The 14,658-nt window shown below is 64.6% G+C and carries 11 protein-coding genes; 1 reads left to right on the top strand and 10 read right to left on the bottom strand.

The genetic code is table 11. The features are described 5' to 3' along the window. Window positions 1–129: 129 nt before the first annotated feature. From V6093_RS15015 to V6093_RS14995, 5 genes are read right to left on the bottom strand one after another with little or no spacing between them, the layout of a single operon-like run. A complete protein-coding gene (locus V6093_RS15015; protein ID WP_406669824.1) occupies window positions 130–1,194 on the bottom strand; it encodes a 2,3-butanediol dehydrogenase in 1,065 nt (354 codons plus the stop codon). 52 nt (window positions 1,195–1,246) lie between these two features. Beyond that, a complete protein-coding gene (locus V6093_RS15010) occupies window positions 1,247–2,353 on the bottom strand; it encodes an acetoin dehydrogenase dihydrolipoyllysine-residue acetyltransferase subunit (protein ID WP_003255342.1) in 1,107 nt (368 codons plus the stop codon). Then, a complete protein-coding gene (locus V6093_RS15005) occupies window positions 2,350–3,372 on the bottom strand; it encodes an alpha-ketoacid dehydrogenase subunit beta (protein WP_003255340.1) in 1,023 nt (340 codons plus the stop codon). The genes V6093_RS15010 and V6093_RS15005 overlap by 4 nt, the downstream gene beginning before the upstream one ends. Window positions 3,373–3,405: 33 nt before the next feature. Next, window positions 3,406–4,383, bottom strand: coding sequence for a thiamine pyrophosphate-dependent dehydrogenase E1 component subunit alpha (locus V6093_RS15000; RefSeq protein ID WP_003255338.1), 978 nt, complete (start codon window positions 4,381–4,383; stop codon window positions 3,406–3,408). A gap of 22 nt (window positions 4,384–4,405) precedes the next feature. Continuing rightward, a complete protein-coding gene (locus V6093_RS14995) occupies window positions 4,406–5,461 on the bottom strand; it encodes an ATP-NAD kinase family protein (RefSeq protein ID WP_003255336.1) in 1,056 nt (351 codons plus the stop codon). 283 nt (window positions 5,462–5,744) lie between these two features. On the opposite strand from V6093_RS14995, the gene V6093_RS14990 reads away from it, so the two are divergent. Beyond that, on the top strand, window positions 5,745–7,598 hold the full coding sequence (locus V6093_RS14990; RefSeq protein WP_003255335.1) for a sigma-54-dependent Fis family transcriptional regulator: 1,854 nt from the start codon (window positions 5,745–5,747) through the stop codon (window positions 7,596–7,598). Between the two features lie 624 nt (window positions 7,599–8,222). On the opposite strand, the gene accC is transcribed toward V6093_RS14990, so the two are convergent. The 5 genes from accC to V6093_RS14965 all read right to left on the bottom strand — a co-directional run bounded on the left by accC (window position 8,223) and on the right by V6093_RS14965 (window position 14,644). Next, entirely contained in the window at window positions 8,223–9,578 is a 1,356-nt protein-coding gene (gene accC / locus V6093_RS14985) for an acetyl-CoA carboxylase biotin carboxylase subunit (protein ID WP_003255333.1), read from the bottom strand. A 17-nt stretch (window positions 9,579–9,595) separates the two neighbouring features. Further along, the gene (gene accB, locus V6093_RS14980; protein ID WP_003255332.1) at window positions 9,596–10,057 is read right to left on the bottom strand and encodes an acetyl-CoA carboxylase biotin carboxyl carrier protein; all 462 of its coding nucleotides are present in this window, start codon (window positions 10,055–10,057) and stop codon (window positions 9,596–9,598) included. Window positions 10,058–10,157: 100 nt separating this feature from the next. Further along, window positions 10,158–10,613: a type II 3-dehydroquinate dehydratase gene (aroQ, locus tag V6093_RS14975; RefSeq protein ID WP_003255330.1), complete on the bottom strand. Its 456-nt coding sequence runs from the start codon at window positions 10,611–10,613 to the stop codon at window positions 10,158–10,160. A 179-nt stretch (window positions 10,614–10,792) separates the two neighbouring features. Next, complete coding sequence (locus V6093_RS14970; RefSeq protein ID WP_406669547.1) at window positions 10,793–12,565, bottom strand: protein-disulfide reductase DsbD; 1,773 nt, start codon at window positions 12,563–12,565, stop codon at window positions 10,793–10,795. A gap of 117 nt (window positions 12,566–12,682) precedes the next feature. Further along, entirely contained in the window at window positions 12,683–14,644 is a 1,962-nt protein-coding gene (locus V6093_RS14965) for a methyl-accepting chemotaxis protein (protein WP_406669546.1), read from the bottom strand. Between the last annotated feature and the right edge of the window lie 14 nt (window positions 14,645–14,658).

Here is a 14,658-nt window from a genome sequence, read left to right as displayed (position 1 = left end):
TGGAACCTTGCGCGTGCCCTGTAGGAGCGGCTTCAGCCGCGAACACCGGCGAAGCCGGTGCCCTCGACCGTGTTGCTTCTTCGCGGGCCCGCCCGCTCCCACAGGTGCCACGTTGCCTTCAAGGTGCAATCAGCGCACACCTGGTGAAACGATGATCTTCACGTTCTCCTCTTTGTTGTTCACCAGTTCCTCGAAGCCCAGCTCGACAATCTGCTCCAATCCGATCCGGCCGGTTACCAGCGGGCGAATATCCAGCCGACCATCAGCAATGAAGGCAATCACGTCAGCAAACTCGCCGTTGTACGCCAACGCCCCCAGCACCTGTTTCTCGGTGGACACCAGCTCGAAGAAGTTGAACTCGCTGGGCTCTTCGAAAATACCCACCAGCACGCACTTGCCTGCTTTGCGGATGGTGTCGATGGCCAGCTTGGCCGTATGTTTGTTGCCGATGCACTCAAAACTCACATCGGCGCCCAGCCCTGCAGTCAGTGCGCGGATTTCCGCCAGGGCATCGCACTGGCTGGGGTCCAGCACCACGTTGGCGCCTACCTCTTTGGCCTTGGCTTTGCGTGCTGAGGACATTTCCAGGGCGATAACCTGCGCTGCGCCCGCGGCTTTGGCACACATGATGGTGCAAAGGCCGATGGTGCCGGCCCCCACCACTACAACGGTTTGCCCAAGCAGGCTGCCGGCCTTTTTCACCGAGTGCATACCCACCGCCAGCGGTTCGATCAGTGCCCCGGCTTCGGCAGGGAAGCCCTGCGGCAGCCGGTAGAGCAGGTTGGCGGGCACGTTGACCAGCTCGGCGAAGGCACCGTTGTTCATCAGGCCGGTGAACGCCAGGCGTTCGCAGATGTTGTACAGGCCATGGGTGCAGTAATAGCAGGTACCACAATGCTGGCACGCGTCTGCCGCCACCGGGTCGCCTACGGCATAGCCTTCCACGCCTTCGCCAAGCTTGGCGATGTGGCCGCAGAATTCGTGGCCGAGGATGCACTGGCCCTGAATGCCGGTCAGCGGGTGCGGGGCCTCTACCGGGATGAACACCGGGCCGGCAACATATTCGTGCAGGTCGGAGCCGCAGATGCCGCACCAGTCCACCTTGATCTGCACCCAGCCCGGCGCTGGGTCGGCCGGCAAAGGTACCTGTTCGACACGAATATCGTTGCGGCCATGCCAGACGGCCGCGCGCATGTGGGTGTGGCTCAGGTCATTCATTGTTGTTCTCCAGGCTCACGAAAAGGGCTTAGTGCTTGCGCAGGAATGCGAGCAGTTGCTGGTTGACCTGTTCGGCCGCCTCCATCTGCACCATGTGGCCGGCCTCTGGCAGCACCAGTACTTCGGCCTCCAGGCCCTCGGCATGGCTGGCCGGGATGATCGCATCCTTGCCACCCCACACCACCAGTGCCGGGTGATTGCCAAGGACCCCGCGCAAGTCGTGGCGCTGCCGGTCGCCGTCGGCGAGCGCCCCTGCCAGCTGCTGCAGGGCCTGGTCCACACCTTCCAGGCGCTTGAACTTGAGCATGTCCTCCAGCATTTGCCGGGTGACCAGCGCCGGGTCGGCAAACAATTGCACCATCTGCGGTTTGAGTGCATTGCGGTTGGCCGCGGTGACGAAACCTTGCAAGTACTGCCCGTTGATCGCTTCGCCCAGACCGGCGCTGGCCACCAGGCTCAGGCTGGCCACCCGCTGCGGGGCCAGGCGCGCCACGTTGAGGCTGACGGCACCGCCCATGGAATGGCCGGCCAGGTGGGCCTTGGCGATGTCCAGGTGGTCGAGCAGGGCGAGCACGGTTTCGCTCAACTCATCCAGGTCGCCCCGCTGCAGGGCCTTGGCCGACTCGCCGTGGCCCGGCAGGTCGAGGGCGATGACCCGCCGCTCGGCAGCCAGCGCCGGGTGGTTGAACAGCCAGTTGTTGAGGTCACCGCCAAACCCGTGCACCAGCACCAGCGGTGTGCCGCCTTCACCCAGCTCGAACCAGCGCAGCAGGCGCCCGCCTACTTCCGCCTTCTGAGGGGCCGGCCCCTGGCTCTGGTCGGCGCCGCCTTCGGCGACGAACTCGGCCTGGAAGCGCTGTACCACGGCATCGATCTCGGCCTCTTCTGCTTCGCCTTCAACGACCACCGCCAGCAGCGCGCCGACGGGCAGGGTTTCATCCGGCTTGGCCACCTGGCGGCGCAGCACGCCGCTGAACGGCGCTTCGACGCTGCTGCTGATCTTGTCGGTCTCGACGTCCAGCACTTCGTCGCCCTTGCTGATTTCGTCACCTTCCTGCTTGAGCCAGGTGTCCACCCGGCCCTCGGTCATCGACAGGCCCCATTTGGGCATGGTCAGGGTATGGATCTGGCTCATGCGGCACTCCTTGCGGCTTCGATCACCTTGCGCACGGCGGCTTCGATCTTCGCCGCGTCAGGGATGTACAGGTCTTCCAGGGCGTCGGAGAACGGCACCGGGGTATGTGGCGCGGTGACCATTTCGATCGGCCCCTTGAGTGCGGCAAAAGCCTTCTGTGCCACCAGCGCGCTGATGTCGGTAGCCATCGAGCAGCGCGGGTTGGCTTCATCGATCACCACCAGGCGGCCAGTCTTCTCCACACTTTCCAGAATGCTGTCCTCGTCCAGCGGGCTGGTAGTGCGCAAGTCCAGTACCTCGCAGTCGATGCCCTGGCGGGCCAGGTTGTTGGCAGCCTCCAGCGCCACATGCACCATGCGCCCGTAGGTAACGAGGGTCACGTCGTCGCCATCGCGCAAGAAGTTGGCTTCGCCGAACGGTACGGTGTACACCTCTTCCGGCACCTCGCCCTGCATGCTGTACAGCAGTTTGTGTTCGCAGAAGATCACCGGGTCGTTGTCGCGGATCGCCTGGATCAACAGGCCCTTGGCATCGTAAGGCGAGGATGGGCACACCACCTTCAGGCCGGGGATGTGCGTCCATAGCGAAGTGAGCATCTGCGAGTGCTGGGCTGCCGCACGCAGGCCGGCGCCATACATGGTGCGCATCACCAGCGGGGTCACGGCCTTGCCGCCGAACATGTAGCGGAACTTGGCGGCCTGGTTGAGGATCTGGTCCAGGCAGCAGCCGGCGAAGTCGACGAACATCAGTTCGCACACTGGGCGCAGGCCCTGGGTGGCGGCACCGACGGCCGCGCCGACGTAGCCGATTTCCGACAGCGGCGCGTCAAGCACGCGGCCGGGGAATTGGTGATACAGGCCTTTGGTCACGCCCAACACGCCACCCCAGGCGTCATCCTCGCCGGGCGCACCGGCGCCGCCGGCGACGTCTTCGCCAATGATGAACACTGTGCTGTCGCGACGCATTTCCTGGGCCAGGGCTTCGTTGATGGCCTGCTGGTAGCTGATCTTTCTTGCCATGGTGGTTCTCCTGTTGTTCTTGTAATCCGCGGCTCAGGGGTAGGCGACGTAGACGTCGGTGAGCAGGTCGGCGGGCTGTGGCTTGGGATCGGATTTGGCGCGGCGTACGGCGTCTTCGATCAGGTCCTCGACGCGGGCGTCGATGGCGTCCAGTTGCTCGGCCGTGAGCAGGCCGGCGCGGGTGGTCTTGTTGCGAAATTGCATGAGGCAGTCGCGGGATTCGCGCAGGTTCTTCACTTCATCAGGGGCGCGGTAGGTTTGCGCATCGCCTTCGAAATGGCCGTAGTAACGGCTGAGCTTGACCTCGATCAGCGACGGCCCTTGCCCGGAGCGGGCGCGCTCGATGGCAGCGCCGGCGGCCTCGTATACGGCAAAGAAGTCAAAGCCGTCGATGGTGACCCCTGGCATGCCGAAGCCGGCAGCGCGGTCGGCAATGTGGTCGCAGGCTACGGACCAGTTGGAGGCAGTGGCCTCGGCGTAGCCGTTGTTCTCGGCCACGAAGATGCAGGGCAGGTTCATGATCGACGCCATGTTCATGGCCTCGAACACGGCGCCCTCGTTGGATGCCCCATCGCCGAAGAAGGCTACCGACACGTCATCGCGGCCCTTGAGCTTGGCCGCCAGCGCCGCCCCGGCCACCAGTGGTGCGCCGGCGCCGACGATACCGTTGGCACCGAGCATGCCCTTTTCCAGGTCGGCAATGTGCATCGAGCCGCCTTTACCACCGCACACGCCGGTCTTCTTGCCGTAGATCTCGGCCATCATGCCGTATACGTCCACGCCTTTGGCGATGCAGTGGCCATGGCCGCGGTGGGTCGAGGCGATGCAGTCGCTGTCGCGCAGGTGGGCCATGACCCCGGCTGCAGAGGCTTCTTCGCCGGCATACAGGTGGACGAAGCCGGGAATTTCGCCGGTGGCGAACTCCACATGCAGGCGTTCTTCGAAGGCGCGGATGGTCCGCATGACTTCATAGGCATGCAGCAGTTGATCAGTACTGAGTTGATTGGACATCTTGTTGTTCTCCGGGGTTGTCTCAACACGGGTTTGCAGGGTGCAGCCGGTGGCCGCGCGGGACGGCCAGCAGGTGGTGGCGGGCGGCATGCGCCAGCACGGCCTCGACATCCACACTGAGTGGGCCTTGGTGGTCGAGGGTGATGGTGGGGGTGTCATGCTCGGCAAATTCGATTTCGCGTTCGCCGTCCAGGGCCAGGGTGCCGCTGGCGAGGCTCAGGCGCTGGGCGACGCCGGGCGTCAGCTGACCGCAGGCGGAGATGCCGCAGGCTTGCAGCAGGCCGGGCGCCAACGGCGCCAACAGCGCCTGTTCGGCGTCGGGGGCCAGGCGTACCCAGGCGCCGTGCGGGTCTTGCCGTGACACCGGGCACCACAGACCGCACAGGGCCGACAGGCCGATGGCGTGGGGTTCGGCGAAGCAGGCGAAGACTTCGCAGAGGTCCTCGCTGCGGCTGAGCGCACGGGCACCGATGAAGCGCTGCGGCGACACGGCCACCTCGACCAAGGCCCATTCGGCCAGCTGTTGTTCAGGCACGTTCACCAGTAAGCGTTTGTTGCGGCGCAAGCCGATGCTGGCCGGTACCCGGCCACTGGCAAGCAGGCCACCGGCCAGGCCCGCGCTGGTGGCTTCACGAAGTTCGGGGAAGGCGTTGTTGGTGCCGGTGGACAGGGTCAGCAGCGGCACGTCAGCGGCCTCGGCGGCGACCGCCTTGTGGGTGCCATCACCGCCCAGCACGGCGATCATCGCCACGCCGCGCTCGACCATGCGCCGGGTTGCCAGGCGGGTATCGGCCACGGTCTGGGTCAGTGGCAGGTCGAGGATCTCGATGGCCGGCCAGTGCTGGTCACGGGCCCCTGGGCCCTGGCTGGCCTTGAGCACTGCGGCAGCGATGCCGGTCATGTCGCTGGGCAACAACACCTGGCCAATGCCGGTGGCGCCGAAAGCGGCCAGCAGGCGCTGGATAGCCGAGGCCTTGTCGGTGCTTGAATAGAGCCCGGCATTGGCGGTCAGGCGGCGCAGGTCGCGGCCAGAGGCAGGGTTGGCAATGATCCCGACAATCGGGGCGGGTAGCGGCATGGCGCACCTCGTATTTTTGTTTGCAAGGGCAGGAGCAAGCGGGGTGCCAGCTTTCTTCGCGATGGCTGAAGTGGCCGGGCTAGAGGGTTCTGGTCGTGTTCGGGCAGGTCTTCACGGGTGTGGCGGCGAGACGCCGGGTGCCAGCGCCGGGCCAGCGTTGCCGAGACGCTGAGACGCTGCGTCTCAAGCCAGCCGGTAATCACACAGTGCTTGTCGGGGCATGCCCAGAGGCGCTTAATGGCCGGACAACGATAAAAACAGTAACGAGAACCGGAGGGCCTGAATGCTTGCCGCGAACTCCCGAGCCCATGTGGACTGCGTCAGCAGGGTGTTGAAGAATGCCGACCGCCTGCCGCAGGCGCCGGTACCACCGCTGATCCTCGATTCATGGCGCCGCTCCATGGATGTGTACCGCCTCGACCCCGGTTCCCAGCAGGGGCCGCGTATCCTTTCCCAAAGCCTGCTCAACGAATGCCGCGAACGCGCCGAGCTGTTCCTGCGCATCGCCAGCGATGCCGTGGCGCGCTTGCACGAACGGGTGCGCGGCGCTGACTACTGCGTGCTGCTTACCGATGCCCAGGGGCGCACCATCGATTACCGGGTCGAGTCGGCCATCCGCAACGACTGTCGCAAGGCCGGGCTGTATCTGGGGACCTGCTGGTCGGAGGGCGAGGAGGGCACATGCGGTGTGGCGGCGGTGCTGACCAGCAAGGCCCCGGTCACGGTGCACAAGCGCGATCACTTTCGCGCCGCCTTCATCGGCCTGACCTGCACAGCGGCGCCGGTGTTCGACCCATTGGGCGAGCTGCTGGGCGTGGTCGATGTGTCGGCCTTGCAGTCGCCGGACGATCGGCGCAGCCAGCACCTGATCCGCCAACTGGTCGAGCAGACCGCCCGCGAGATCGAAAACGCTTTCTTCATGCACAGCGCCCAGGGCCACTGGGTGATGCGCGCGCATGGCACGCCGGGCTATGTGGAGAGCCAACCCGATTACCTGCTGGCCTGGGATGCCGATGGCCGTTTGCAGGCAATCAACAGCCTGGCGCGGCAACGGCTGGTGGAGCGCCTGGGGCGCTTGCCTGAGCATATTGGCGAACTGTTCGACATCGACCAACTGCGCCGGGTGAGCGCGTCGTCCGCCCAGCGCCTGCCTGGTCTGGGCGGTTTGTATGGCCGGGTCAGCGCACCGCAGCAACGCCAGCGTGCGCAGCCTTTGCGCCAGGCCCAGGACACCCGAATCGAGCAACACCTGCGGTTGGCCACGCGGGTCAAGGACTGCAACCTGGCGGTGCTGGTACTGGGTGAGACCGGAGCCGGCAAGGAGGTATTCGCCCGCCAGCTGCACCAGCAAAGCCAGCGCTGTGATGGCCCGTTCGTTACCCTGAACTGCGCGGCCATTCCGGAAACCTTGATCGAGAGCGAGTTGTTCGGCTATGTGGCCGGGGCCTTCACCGGGGCTTCCAGCAAAGGCATGCAAGGGCTGTTGCAGCAGGCCGATGGCGGCACGCTGTTCCTCGACGAGATCGGGGACATGCCGCTGAACCTGCAAACCCGCCTGCTGCGGGTGCTGGCGGAGGGCGAGGTGGCGCCGCTGGGTGCGGCGCGGCGGGAGCGGGTGGATATTCAGGTGATCTGTGCGACCCATCGCGATCTGGCGGCGATGGTGGAGGACGGGCGATTTCGTGAAGACTTGTACTTCCGCCTGGCCAATGCCCGCTTTGAGCTACCCCCCTTGCGTGAGCGTGATGACCGGCTGGGGCTGATTCACCAGTTGCTGGCCGAAGAGGCTGCGGCCTGCGGGGTGGAGGTGGTGTTGGCGGATGACGCGCTGCAGGCGCTGCTGGTTTATCGCTGGCCGGGCAATTTGCGCCAACTGCGGCAGGTGTTGCGGTATGCCTGTGCGGTGAGTGAAGGCGGGCAGGTGCGGCTTCAGGATCTGCCGCAGGAGGTGCGCGGTGAAGCGGTTGGCTCGGCTGAAAGCGGGGTGTCGTGCCCGGCACGGCAGTTGTTGCTGGACGCGCTGATTCGCCATCGCTGGAAGCCGGCTGATGCGGCGCGGGCTTTGGGTATTTCGCGGGCGACGCTTTATCGGCGAGTGCATGAGCATCGCATCGACATGCCGCGGATGAAGGGGTAGAGCCCTGGGGGCGCGCTGCGCCCCTTTCGCGACGCAAGGCCGCTCCCACAAGGACGGCGTCAGTCCTGAGGCATGCGCGCAACCTGTGGGAGCAACTGTCTTGCTCAATTTCTAAAAGCGGGCGCGATCCCTGTGGGAGCGGCCTTGTGTCGCGATAGGGCCGCAACGCGGCCCCAGCTTCAGGCAGGCAATAAAACAACCTGGCACAGAGCCGGGGTGCCCACAAGGACGGCGTCGGTCCTGAGGCACGCGCGCAACCTGTGGGAGCGGCCTTGTGTCGCGATAGGGCCGCAACGCGGCCCCAGCTTCAGGCAGGCAATAAAACAACCTGGCACAGAGCCGGGGTGCCCACAAGGACGGCGTCGGTCCTGAGGCATGCGCGCAACCTGTGGGAGCGGCCTTGTGTCGCGATAGGGCCGCAACGCGGCCCCAGCTTCAGGCAGGCAATAAAACAACCTGGCACAGAGCCGGGGTGCCCACAAGGACGGCGTCGGTCCTGAGGCACGCGCGCAACCTGTGGGAGCGGCCTTGTGTCGCGATAGGGCCGCAACGCGGCCCCAGCTTCAGGCAGGCAATAAAAAACCCCGGCACAGGGCCGGGGTTCTGGTACATCACACTACACGATCACTCCTGGTTGGCCAGTTTGTGCTCGAGGTAGTGAATGTTGACGCCGCCTTTGCAGAAGCCTTCATCACGCACCAGGTCGCGGTGCAGCGGGATGTTGGTCTTGATGCCGTCGACGACGATCTCGTCCAGGGCATTGCGCATGCGCGCCATGGCTTCGTCGCGGTCCTTGCCGTAGGTGATCAGCTTGCCGATCAGCGAGTCGTAGTTCGGCGGAACCGAATAACCGCTGTACAGGTGCGAATCGACGCGTACGCCGTTGCCGCCCGGGGCGTGGAAGTGCTTCACCTTGCCTGGGCTCGGGATGAACTTCTTCGGGTCCTCGGCGTTGATCCGGCACTCCAGCGAGTGGCCGCGGATCACCACGTCTTCCTGGCGGAACGACAGCTTGTTGCCAGCGGCGATGCTCAGCATCTCCTTGACGATGTCGATGCCAGTGACCATCTCCGACACCGGGTGCTCAACCTGCACGCGGGTGTTCATCTCGATGAAGTAGAAGCGGCCGTTTTCGTACAGGAACTCGAAAGTACCCGCACCACGGTAGCCGATCTCGATGCACGCATCGACGCAGCGCTTGAACACTTCCTGGCGGGCTTTCTCATCGATGCCCGGGGCGGGTGCTTCTTCCAGGACCTTCTGGTGACGGCGCTGCAGCGAGCAGTCACGGTCGCCCAGGTGAATGGCGTTGCCCTGGCCGTCGGACAGTACCTGCACTTCCACGTGACGTGGGTTGGTCAGGAACTTCTCCAGGTAAACCATCGGGTTGCCGAAGGCTGCACCGGCTTCGGTACGGGTGAGCTTGGCCGAGGAAATCAGGTCCTCTTCCTTGTGCACCACGCGCATGCCGCGACCACCACCGCCACCGGCGGCCTTGATGATCACCGGGTAGCCGACGTCACGGGCAATCGCCAGGGCGACTTCTTCGTCTTCCGGCAGTGGGCCATCGGAGCCCGGTACGGTCGGTACGCCCGACTTGATCATCGCGTCCTTGGCCGAAACCTTGTCGCCCATCAGGCGAATGGTGTCGGCTTTCGGGCCGATGAAGGCGAAACCGGATTTTTCCACCTGCTCGGCGAAATCGGCGTTTTCAGCCAAGAAGCCGTAACCCGGGTGAATCGCGGTGGCGCCAGTCACTTCGGCGGCAGCGATGATCGCCGGGATGTGCAGGTAGGAATCCTTCGACGATGCAGGGCCGATGCAGACCGACTCGTCTGCCAGGCCCAGGTGCATCAGTTCACGGTCGGCAGTGGAGTGCACGGCGACGGTCTTGATGCCCAGCTCTTTGCAGGCACGCAGGATCCGCAGGGCAATTTCCCCGCGGTTGGCGATCAGGACTTTTTCGAGCTTCCCAGACATCGTTGGCTCTCCGCGATTCAAACGATGGTGAACAGCGGCTGGTCGAACTCAACCGGCTGGCCGTCTTCTACCAGGATGGCGTCGATGACACCGCCAACATCGGCTTCGATGTGGTTCATCATCTTCATGGCTTCGACGATGCACAGGGTGTCGCCTTTCTTCACGGACTGGCCAACTTCAGCGAAGTTAGGCGAGGTCGGCGAAGGCTTGCGGTAGAAGGTACCTACCATTGGCGAACGGATCACGGTGCCTTTCAGGGCCGGGGCGGCAGCAGTGGCTTCGGCGGCTGGCGCAGCAGCGGCAACCGGCGCAGCGGCAGGGGCGGCGGCCATAGGCGCCGGTGCGTAGAACTGCTGGGCAGCTGGGGTCTTGCTGTGACGGCTGATACGGACCGACTCTTCGCCTTCCTTGATCTCCAGTTCGTCGATGCCAGACTCTTCCAGCAGCTCGATCAGTTTCTTGACTTTACGGATATCCATTAATCATCAACTCCCAAAGGTTCGGTCAGGGGGCGAAATACAAAAAAACGTATCTGAAACGTTTCTCTCGAACCCCGGCCCACTTAGGCCAGGGTTTTCATCATTTGGGCTGTGCGTTGGCAGCCAGTTGTTCCAGCGCGGACTCCAGGGCCAGGCGATAACCGCTGGCGCCCAGACCGCAGATCACCCCTACGGCAACATCGGAAAAGTAGGAGTGGTGACGGAACGGTTCGCGTTTGTGCACGTTGGACAGGTGCACTTCGATGAATGGGATGCTCACCGCAAGCAATGCGTCACGTAATGCGACGCTTGTGTGGGTGAAAGCAGCCGGATTGATCAGGATGAAGTCCACACCCTCGTTGCGTGCGGCGTGAATGCGGTCGATCAGTTCGTATTCGGCATTGCTCTGCAGGTACTGCAGATGGTGGCCTGCGGCGCGGGCGCGTTGCTCCAGGTCCTGGTTGATCTGAGCCAGGGTCACGGCGCCGTAGTGGCCTGGCTCGCGAGTACCGAGCAGGTTGAGGTTGGGGCCGTGGAGCACCAGTAGCGTTGCCATCTGCGGATTCCTTGGATTTGTAGGGCAATTCGACACAGCGCGGCGAGTGTGCCGTAAAGCAACGGCAAGTGTCCAGTTCCCGGCAATAGCCAGCACGATGTCCGAGGTTCGCGCGAAGTATGTGACCGAATAATTAAATCCGGTCACTCATTTCAGGATTTTTCCCGGCTCGCGGGAAGTTATAGACCGACTTTGCCGCGCACGCGCGTCAGAATCTGCGCAAATTCACCGGCATTTATCTCGCCAATCACCCGATCAGCGGTAATTTCGCTGCCGTTCGCAGCAAAAAACAGCAGGGCGGGGGGGCCGAACAGCTGGTAGCGGTCGAGCAGCGTGCGTTGCTCGGCATTACTGTCGGTGATGTCGAAACGTAGCAGTTTGAAGCCGGCCAGCTGTGTTTGCACTTGCGGTGCATTGAGCACCTCATGCTCGATCACCTTGCAGCTGATGCACCAGTCGGCGTACCAGTCCAGCAGCACTGGCTGGCCGGCGGCCTGGGCCTGCGCCAGGGCTGCGTCCAGAGCATCAGGTGTGGTGATGGTCTGCCAGGCATCGGCTTTTGCCGTCGGGAGGCTGCCGCTGGCGGCTAGTGACGCCCCCGGCAGTGGGCGCAGTGGGTCGCCCTGGCCAGTGAGTGCGCCGTACCAGCAAGCCAGCGCGTACACCAGCAAGGCCAGGCCGAGCAGTTGCGCCAGGCGCTGGGCCGCCGTCTTGACGACGAATTCCAGCGCGCCGAGGAACAGTGCCACACCCGCGGCCAGGAAACCGACCAGCAGCAAGGTCACAGGGCCTGGCAGTACACGGCTGAGCAAACCGATGGCCAGCCCCAGCAGCAGTACGCCAATGGCGTTTTTCACCGTGTTCATCCATGGGCCGCTTTTGGGCAGCCAGGCCGCGCCACCGGTGGCCACCAGCAGCAGTGGCGCACCCATGCCCAAACCCAGGGTGAACAGCTTGAGCGCGCCACCCAGGGCATCGCCGCTGGCGCTGATATAGAGCAAGGCACCGGCCAGGGGGGCCGAGACACATGGAGAAACCAGCAAGCTGGAGAGTACACCGAGCACTGCTGCCCCCAGCAGCGAGCCGCCGCGGGTGTGGTTGGCGACGTTGTTCAGGCGGTTGCTCAGGGCCTGGGGCAGCCTCAGTTCGAAGAGGCCGAACATGGCCAGGGCGAACACCACGAAAAACAGCGCGAAAGGTACCAGCACCCAGGCCGACTGCAGGCGCGCCTGCAGGTTCAGGCTTGCGCCGAACAGGCCCATCAGTGCGCCGAGCACCGCGAAGCTGGCGGCCATTGGTAGCACGTAGGCCAGCGACAGCGCCAGGCCGCGCACGCCGCCAACCTGGCCGCGCAGCACCACACCGGAAAGGATCGGTAACATTGGCAGGACGCAGGGGGTGAAGGTCAGGCCGACCCCAGCGAGGAAGAACAGCAGCAGCGACTTCCAGTTCCAGCCGTGTTCGCGGGTGGCTGGCGTGTTTGCAACGCCTTCGCCATCGATATTCAGGCGTGCGGTTTCCGGCGGGTAGCACAAGCCCTTGTCGGCGCAACCCTGGTAGCCCACCAGCAGGGTGAAGGCGCGTGGGTCTTTGCGCGGCAACTCGATATCGAGCACCCCGTGGTACACCTCGACATCGCCGAAGAATTCATCGTGCTTGGCCTCACCCTTGGGGATGTTCGGCGTGCCCAGGATGATGTCGGCCGGTTCCGTGCGGAACTGGAAGCGGTGGCGGTAGAGGTAGTAGCCATCGGTGGCGACGAAGCGCAGCTTGATGGTTTGCGCATCGGCCTGGACCAGGTTGAGCTTGAAGGCCTCGTGTACCGGCAGGAAGTCGGCGTTGTTGGCCAGCGAAGCGGCGCCAAGGGTGGCGCTGGGGCGGTTGTCGAGCAGGCCTGCGGCGAAGACAGGGCTGGCCAGCAGCAGGAACAGCATGAAAAACAGGCGGCGCATGGCGGACTCGCGAGGTGGAACGTGCCCGGCATGATAACGGATGCGCAGGAATAATTGGCCCGAAACAAACGTAGGAGCGGGTTTACCCGCGAAGCGCCGCGCGGGCGGCGCTCGATCTCAGACCCTGAACGCTCGCACCGCCCGGTTCAGCTCACCGCCCAGGCTCAGCAGCTGTTCACCCTGTTCACGCCCCTCGCCAATGCGCTGCAGGTTGTCTTCACCCAACGCGTGAATCCGTTCGCTGTGGTCACGAATCTCGCTCACCGCGCCACTCTGCTGCGCCGTGACATCGGCAATCCGCACCGCCGTATCGGCAATGGTACGAATGGCACAGACAATCTCATCCAGTGCCCCATCCGCCGCCTGGGCTTGGTTGGCCGTGGCCTCGGCATGTTCCAGTTGCGCGCGCATCCCCGCCACCGAACTTCTGGCGGCCTGCTGCAGGCGGTCGATCAACGCCTGGATCTCGCCGGTAGCCCCCGTGGTGCGCTGAGCCAGTGAGCGCACCTCATCGGCGACCACGGCAAAGCCACGGCCCATCTCGCCGGCACGGGCCGCTTCGATCGCGGCATTCAGTGCCAGCAGGTTGGTCTGCTCGGCAATCGCGCGGATCACCGTCAGTACCCCGCCAATGGTGGCCGACTCTTCCGCCAATTGTTCGATCATGCGGGCGTTGCCTTGCACTTCATCGACCAGCTCACGCAAGCCCGACAGGCTCTGGCCGATTACCGCCTGGCCTTGTTCCACCGCACGCCCGGCATTGCGGCTGGCCTCGGCGGCTGCGCTGGCGTCACCTGCCACTTGTTGAATGGTCGCTTCCAGCTCGCCCAAGGCATCGCGGATCTGCCCGGTATCGCCGGCCTGGCGCTCGGCGCCGCCGTGCAGCGCAGCGCTCATGCCGGCCAGGGCGTGGCTGCTGCCGGCCACCTGCTCGGCGTTATGGCGGATGGTGCCGACCAGCTCCACCAGGTACTGACGCAGGCGGTTGAGCGACTCCTGGATGTCGTGCAGTTCGCGGTTGGTCTTGCCCAGGGCGATGGCTTGGGCGAAGTCGCCCTCGGCCCAGCGTGACAGGGCCGGGGCCAGTCCGGTCAGGGTACGGGCCAGGCGCCGTTGCAGCGTGTCGATCAGTAGGGCGATCAGCAGGATCAGGCCGATCATGAGGCCTTGGATAATGCGCACCTCGGCAGCGATTTTCGCATGCTGGCCGCGCACTTCGGGTTCCAGCGCGGCGATGGCCTGTTGTACGGCTTCCAGGTGCTGGCCGGTGGTGGTGGCCAGCGCGACGCGGCGCTCGATCTGTTCGCGGGTGCGTTGCAGTTCGGCCGGGTAGCGGTTGAGCAGGCTTTGCAATTCACGCTTCAGGCCTACGGCAATGTCTTCCTGCTGGGCACTGGCCTGGGATTCCAGGCCCATCATTGCAGCGAAGTCGTCGGCACCGGATTCGGCAGTGCGGGTTACGCCGAGCAGTGGCAGGCCGTCGACCGTTTGGGCCTGGGCGCGGATCAGTTGCAGCTCGCGTTCCACCTCATCGGCCAGCTCCGGGCGGCCGCTGCTGACCAGCTTGTCGCGAGCCAATGACAGCCGCCCCAGGTGCAGGGTGGCGTCGAGCAAGGGCAGCAAGTAGCGATTGGCCTCGGCGTTGCCACTGTCGCGGGCATAGCTGGCCATCTGCTCGAAGTTCGCCCCCAGCTCCCGCTCGGCTTGCAGCAGCAGGGCTTGTGGGTCGCCGGCCAGCTTACCGGCGGCCAGCAGTTCGTTGGCGGTGAAGGCCTGCAGGCTATCCAGGCTGGGGCGCAACTTCTCGGCCAGCTCTACGGGCCAATCCGTCAGTGCGGCCTGCAACTGCTGGGTCGCCTCCATGGCTGCGGCCTGACGCAGGGCATCGCCACTGCCCAGGTAGGCCTGGATATTGCGCGCCGTCTGGTTCTGGAACTGCTGAGACAGGCCCAGATAGCGCTCCATCAGCTGGTAGGGGCGCTCGAGGGCTCGCTGCGACCACCACAGGGTGGCGCCCAAGGCGATACACACGGTCACCAGCAACAGGGTGTTGAAATTGGTCAGCCACTTCAGGCGCATAGCCGCGAATTTCC

The sequence above is a fragment of the Pseudomonas putida group bacterium ESBL64 genome (genome assembly GCF_045277175.1).
In the GTDB taxonomy this organism is placed as follows: domain Bacteria; phylum Pseudomonadota; class Gammaproteobacteria; order Pseudomonadales; family Pseudomonadaceae; genus Aquipseudomonas; species Aquipseudomonas alloputida.
Note: the sequence above shows the minus strand (reverse complement) of the source record. Positions and strands in the feature narration are given on the sequence as shown.

Excerpts from the sequence above, each read along its gene's own strand:
- V6093_RS15015 (WP_406669824.1), bottom strand. The coding sequence starts at position 1,194 with ATGCGCGCGGCCGTCTGGCATGGCCGCAACGATATTCGTGTCGAACAG.
- V6093_RS15010 (WP_003255342.1), bottom strand. The coding sequence starts at position 2,353 with ATGAGCCAGATCCATACCCTGACCATGCCCAAATGGGGCCTGTCGATG.
- V6093_RS15005 (WP_003255340.1), bottom strand. The coding sequence starts at position 3,372 with ATGGCAAGAAAGATCAGCTACCAGCAGGCCATCAACGAAGCCCTGGCC.
- V6093_RS15000 (WP_003255338.1), bottom strand. The coding sequence starts at position 4,383 with ATGTCCAATCAACTCAGTACTGATCAACTGCTGCATGCCTATGAAGTC.
- V6093_RS14995 (WP_003255336.1), bottom strand. The coding sequence starts at position 5,461 with ATGCCGCTACCCGCCCCGATTGTCGGGATCATTGCCAACCCTGCCTCT.
- V6093_RS14990 (WP_003255335.1), top strand. The coding sequence starts at position 5,745 with ATGCTTGCCGCGAACTCCCGAGCCCATGTGGACTGCGTCAGCAGGGTG.
- accC (WP_003255333.1), bottom strand. The coding sequence starts at position 9,578 with ATGTCTGGGAAGCTCGAAAAAGTCCTGATCGCCAACCGCGGGGAAATT.
- accB (WP_003255332.1), bottom strand. The coding sequence starts at position 10,057 with ATGGATATCCGTAAAGTCAAGAAACTGATCGAGCTGCTGGAAGAGTCT.
- aroQ (WP_003255330.1), bottom strand. The coding sequence starts at position 10,613 with ATGGCAACGCTACTGGTGCTCCACGGCCCCAACCTCAACCTGCTCGGT.
- V6093_RS14970 (WP_406669547.1), bottom strand. The coding sequence starts at position 12,565 with ATGCGCCGCCTGTTTTTCATGCTGTTCCTGCTGCTGGCCAGCCCTGTC.
- V6093_RS14965 (WP_406669546.1), bottom strand. The coding sequence starts at position 14,644 with ATGCGCCTGAAGTGGCTGACCAATTTCAACACCCTGTTGCTGGTGACC.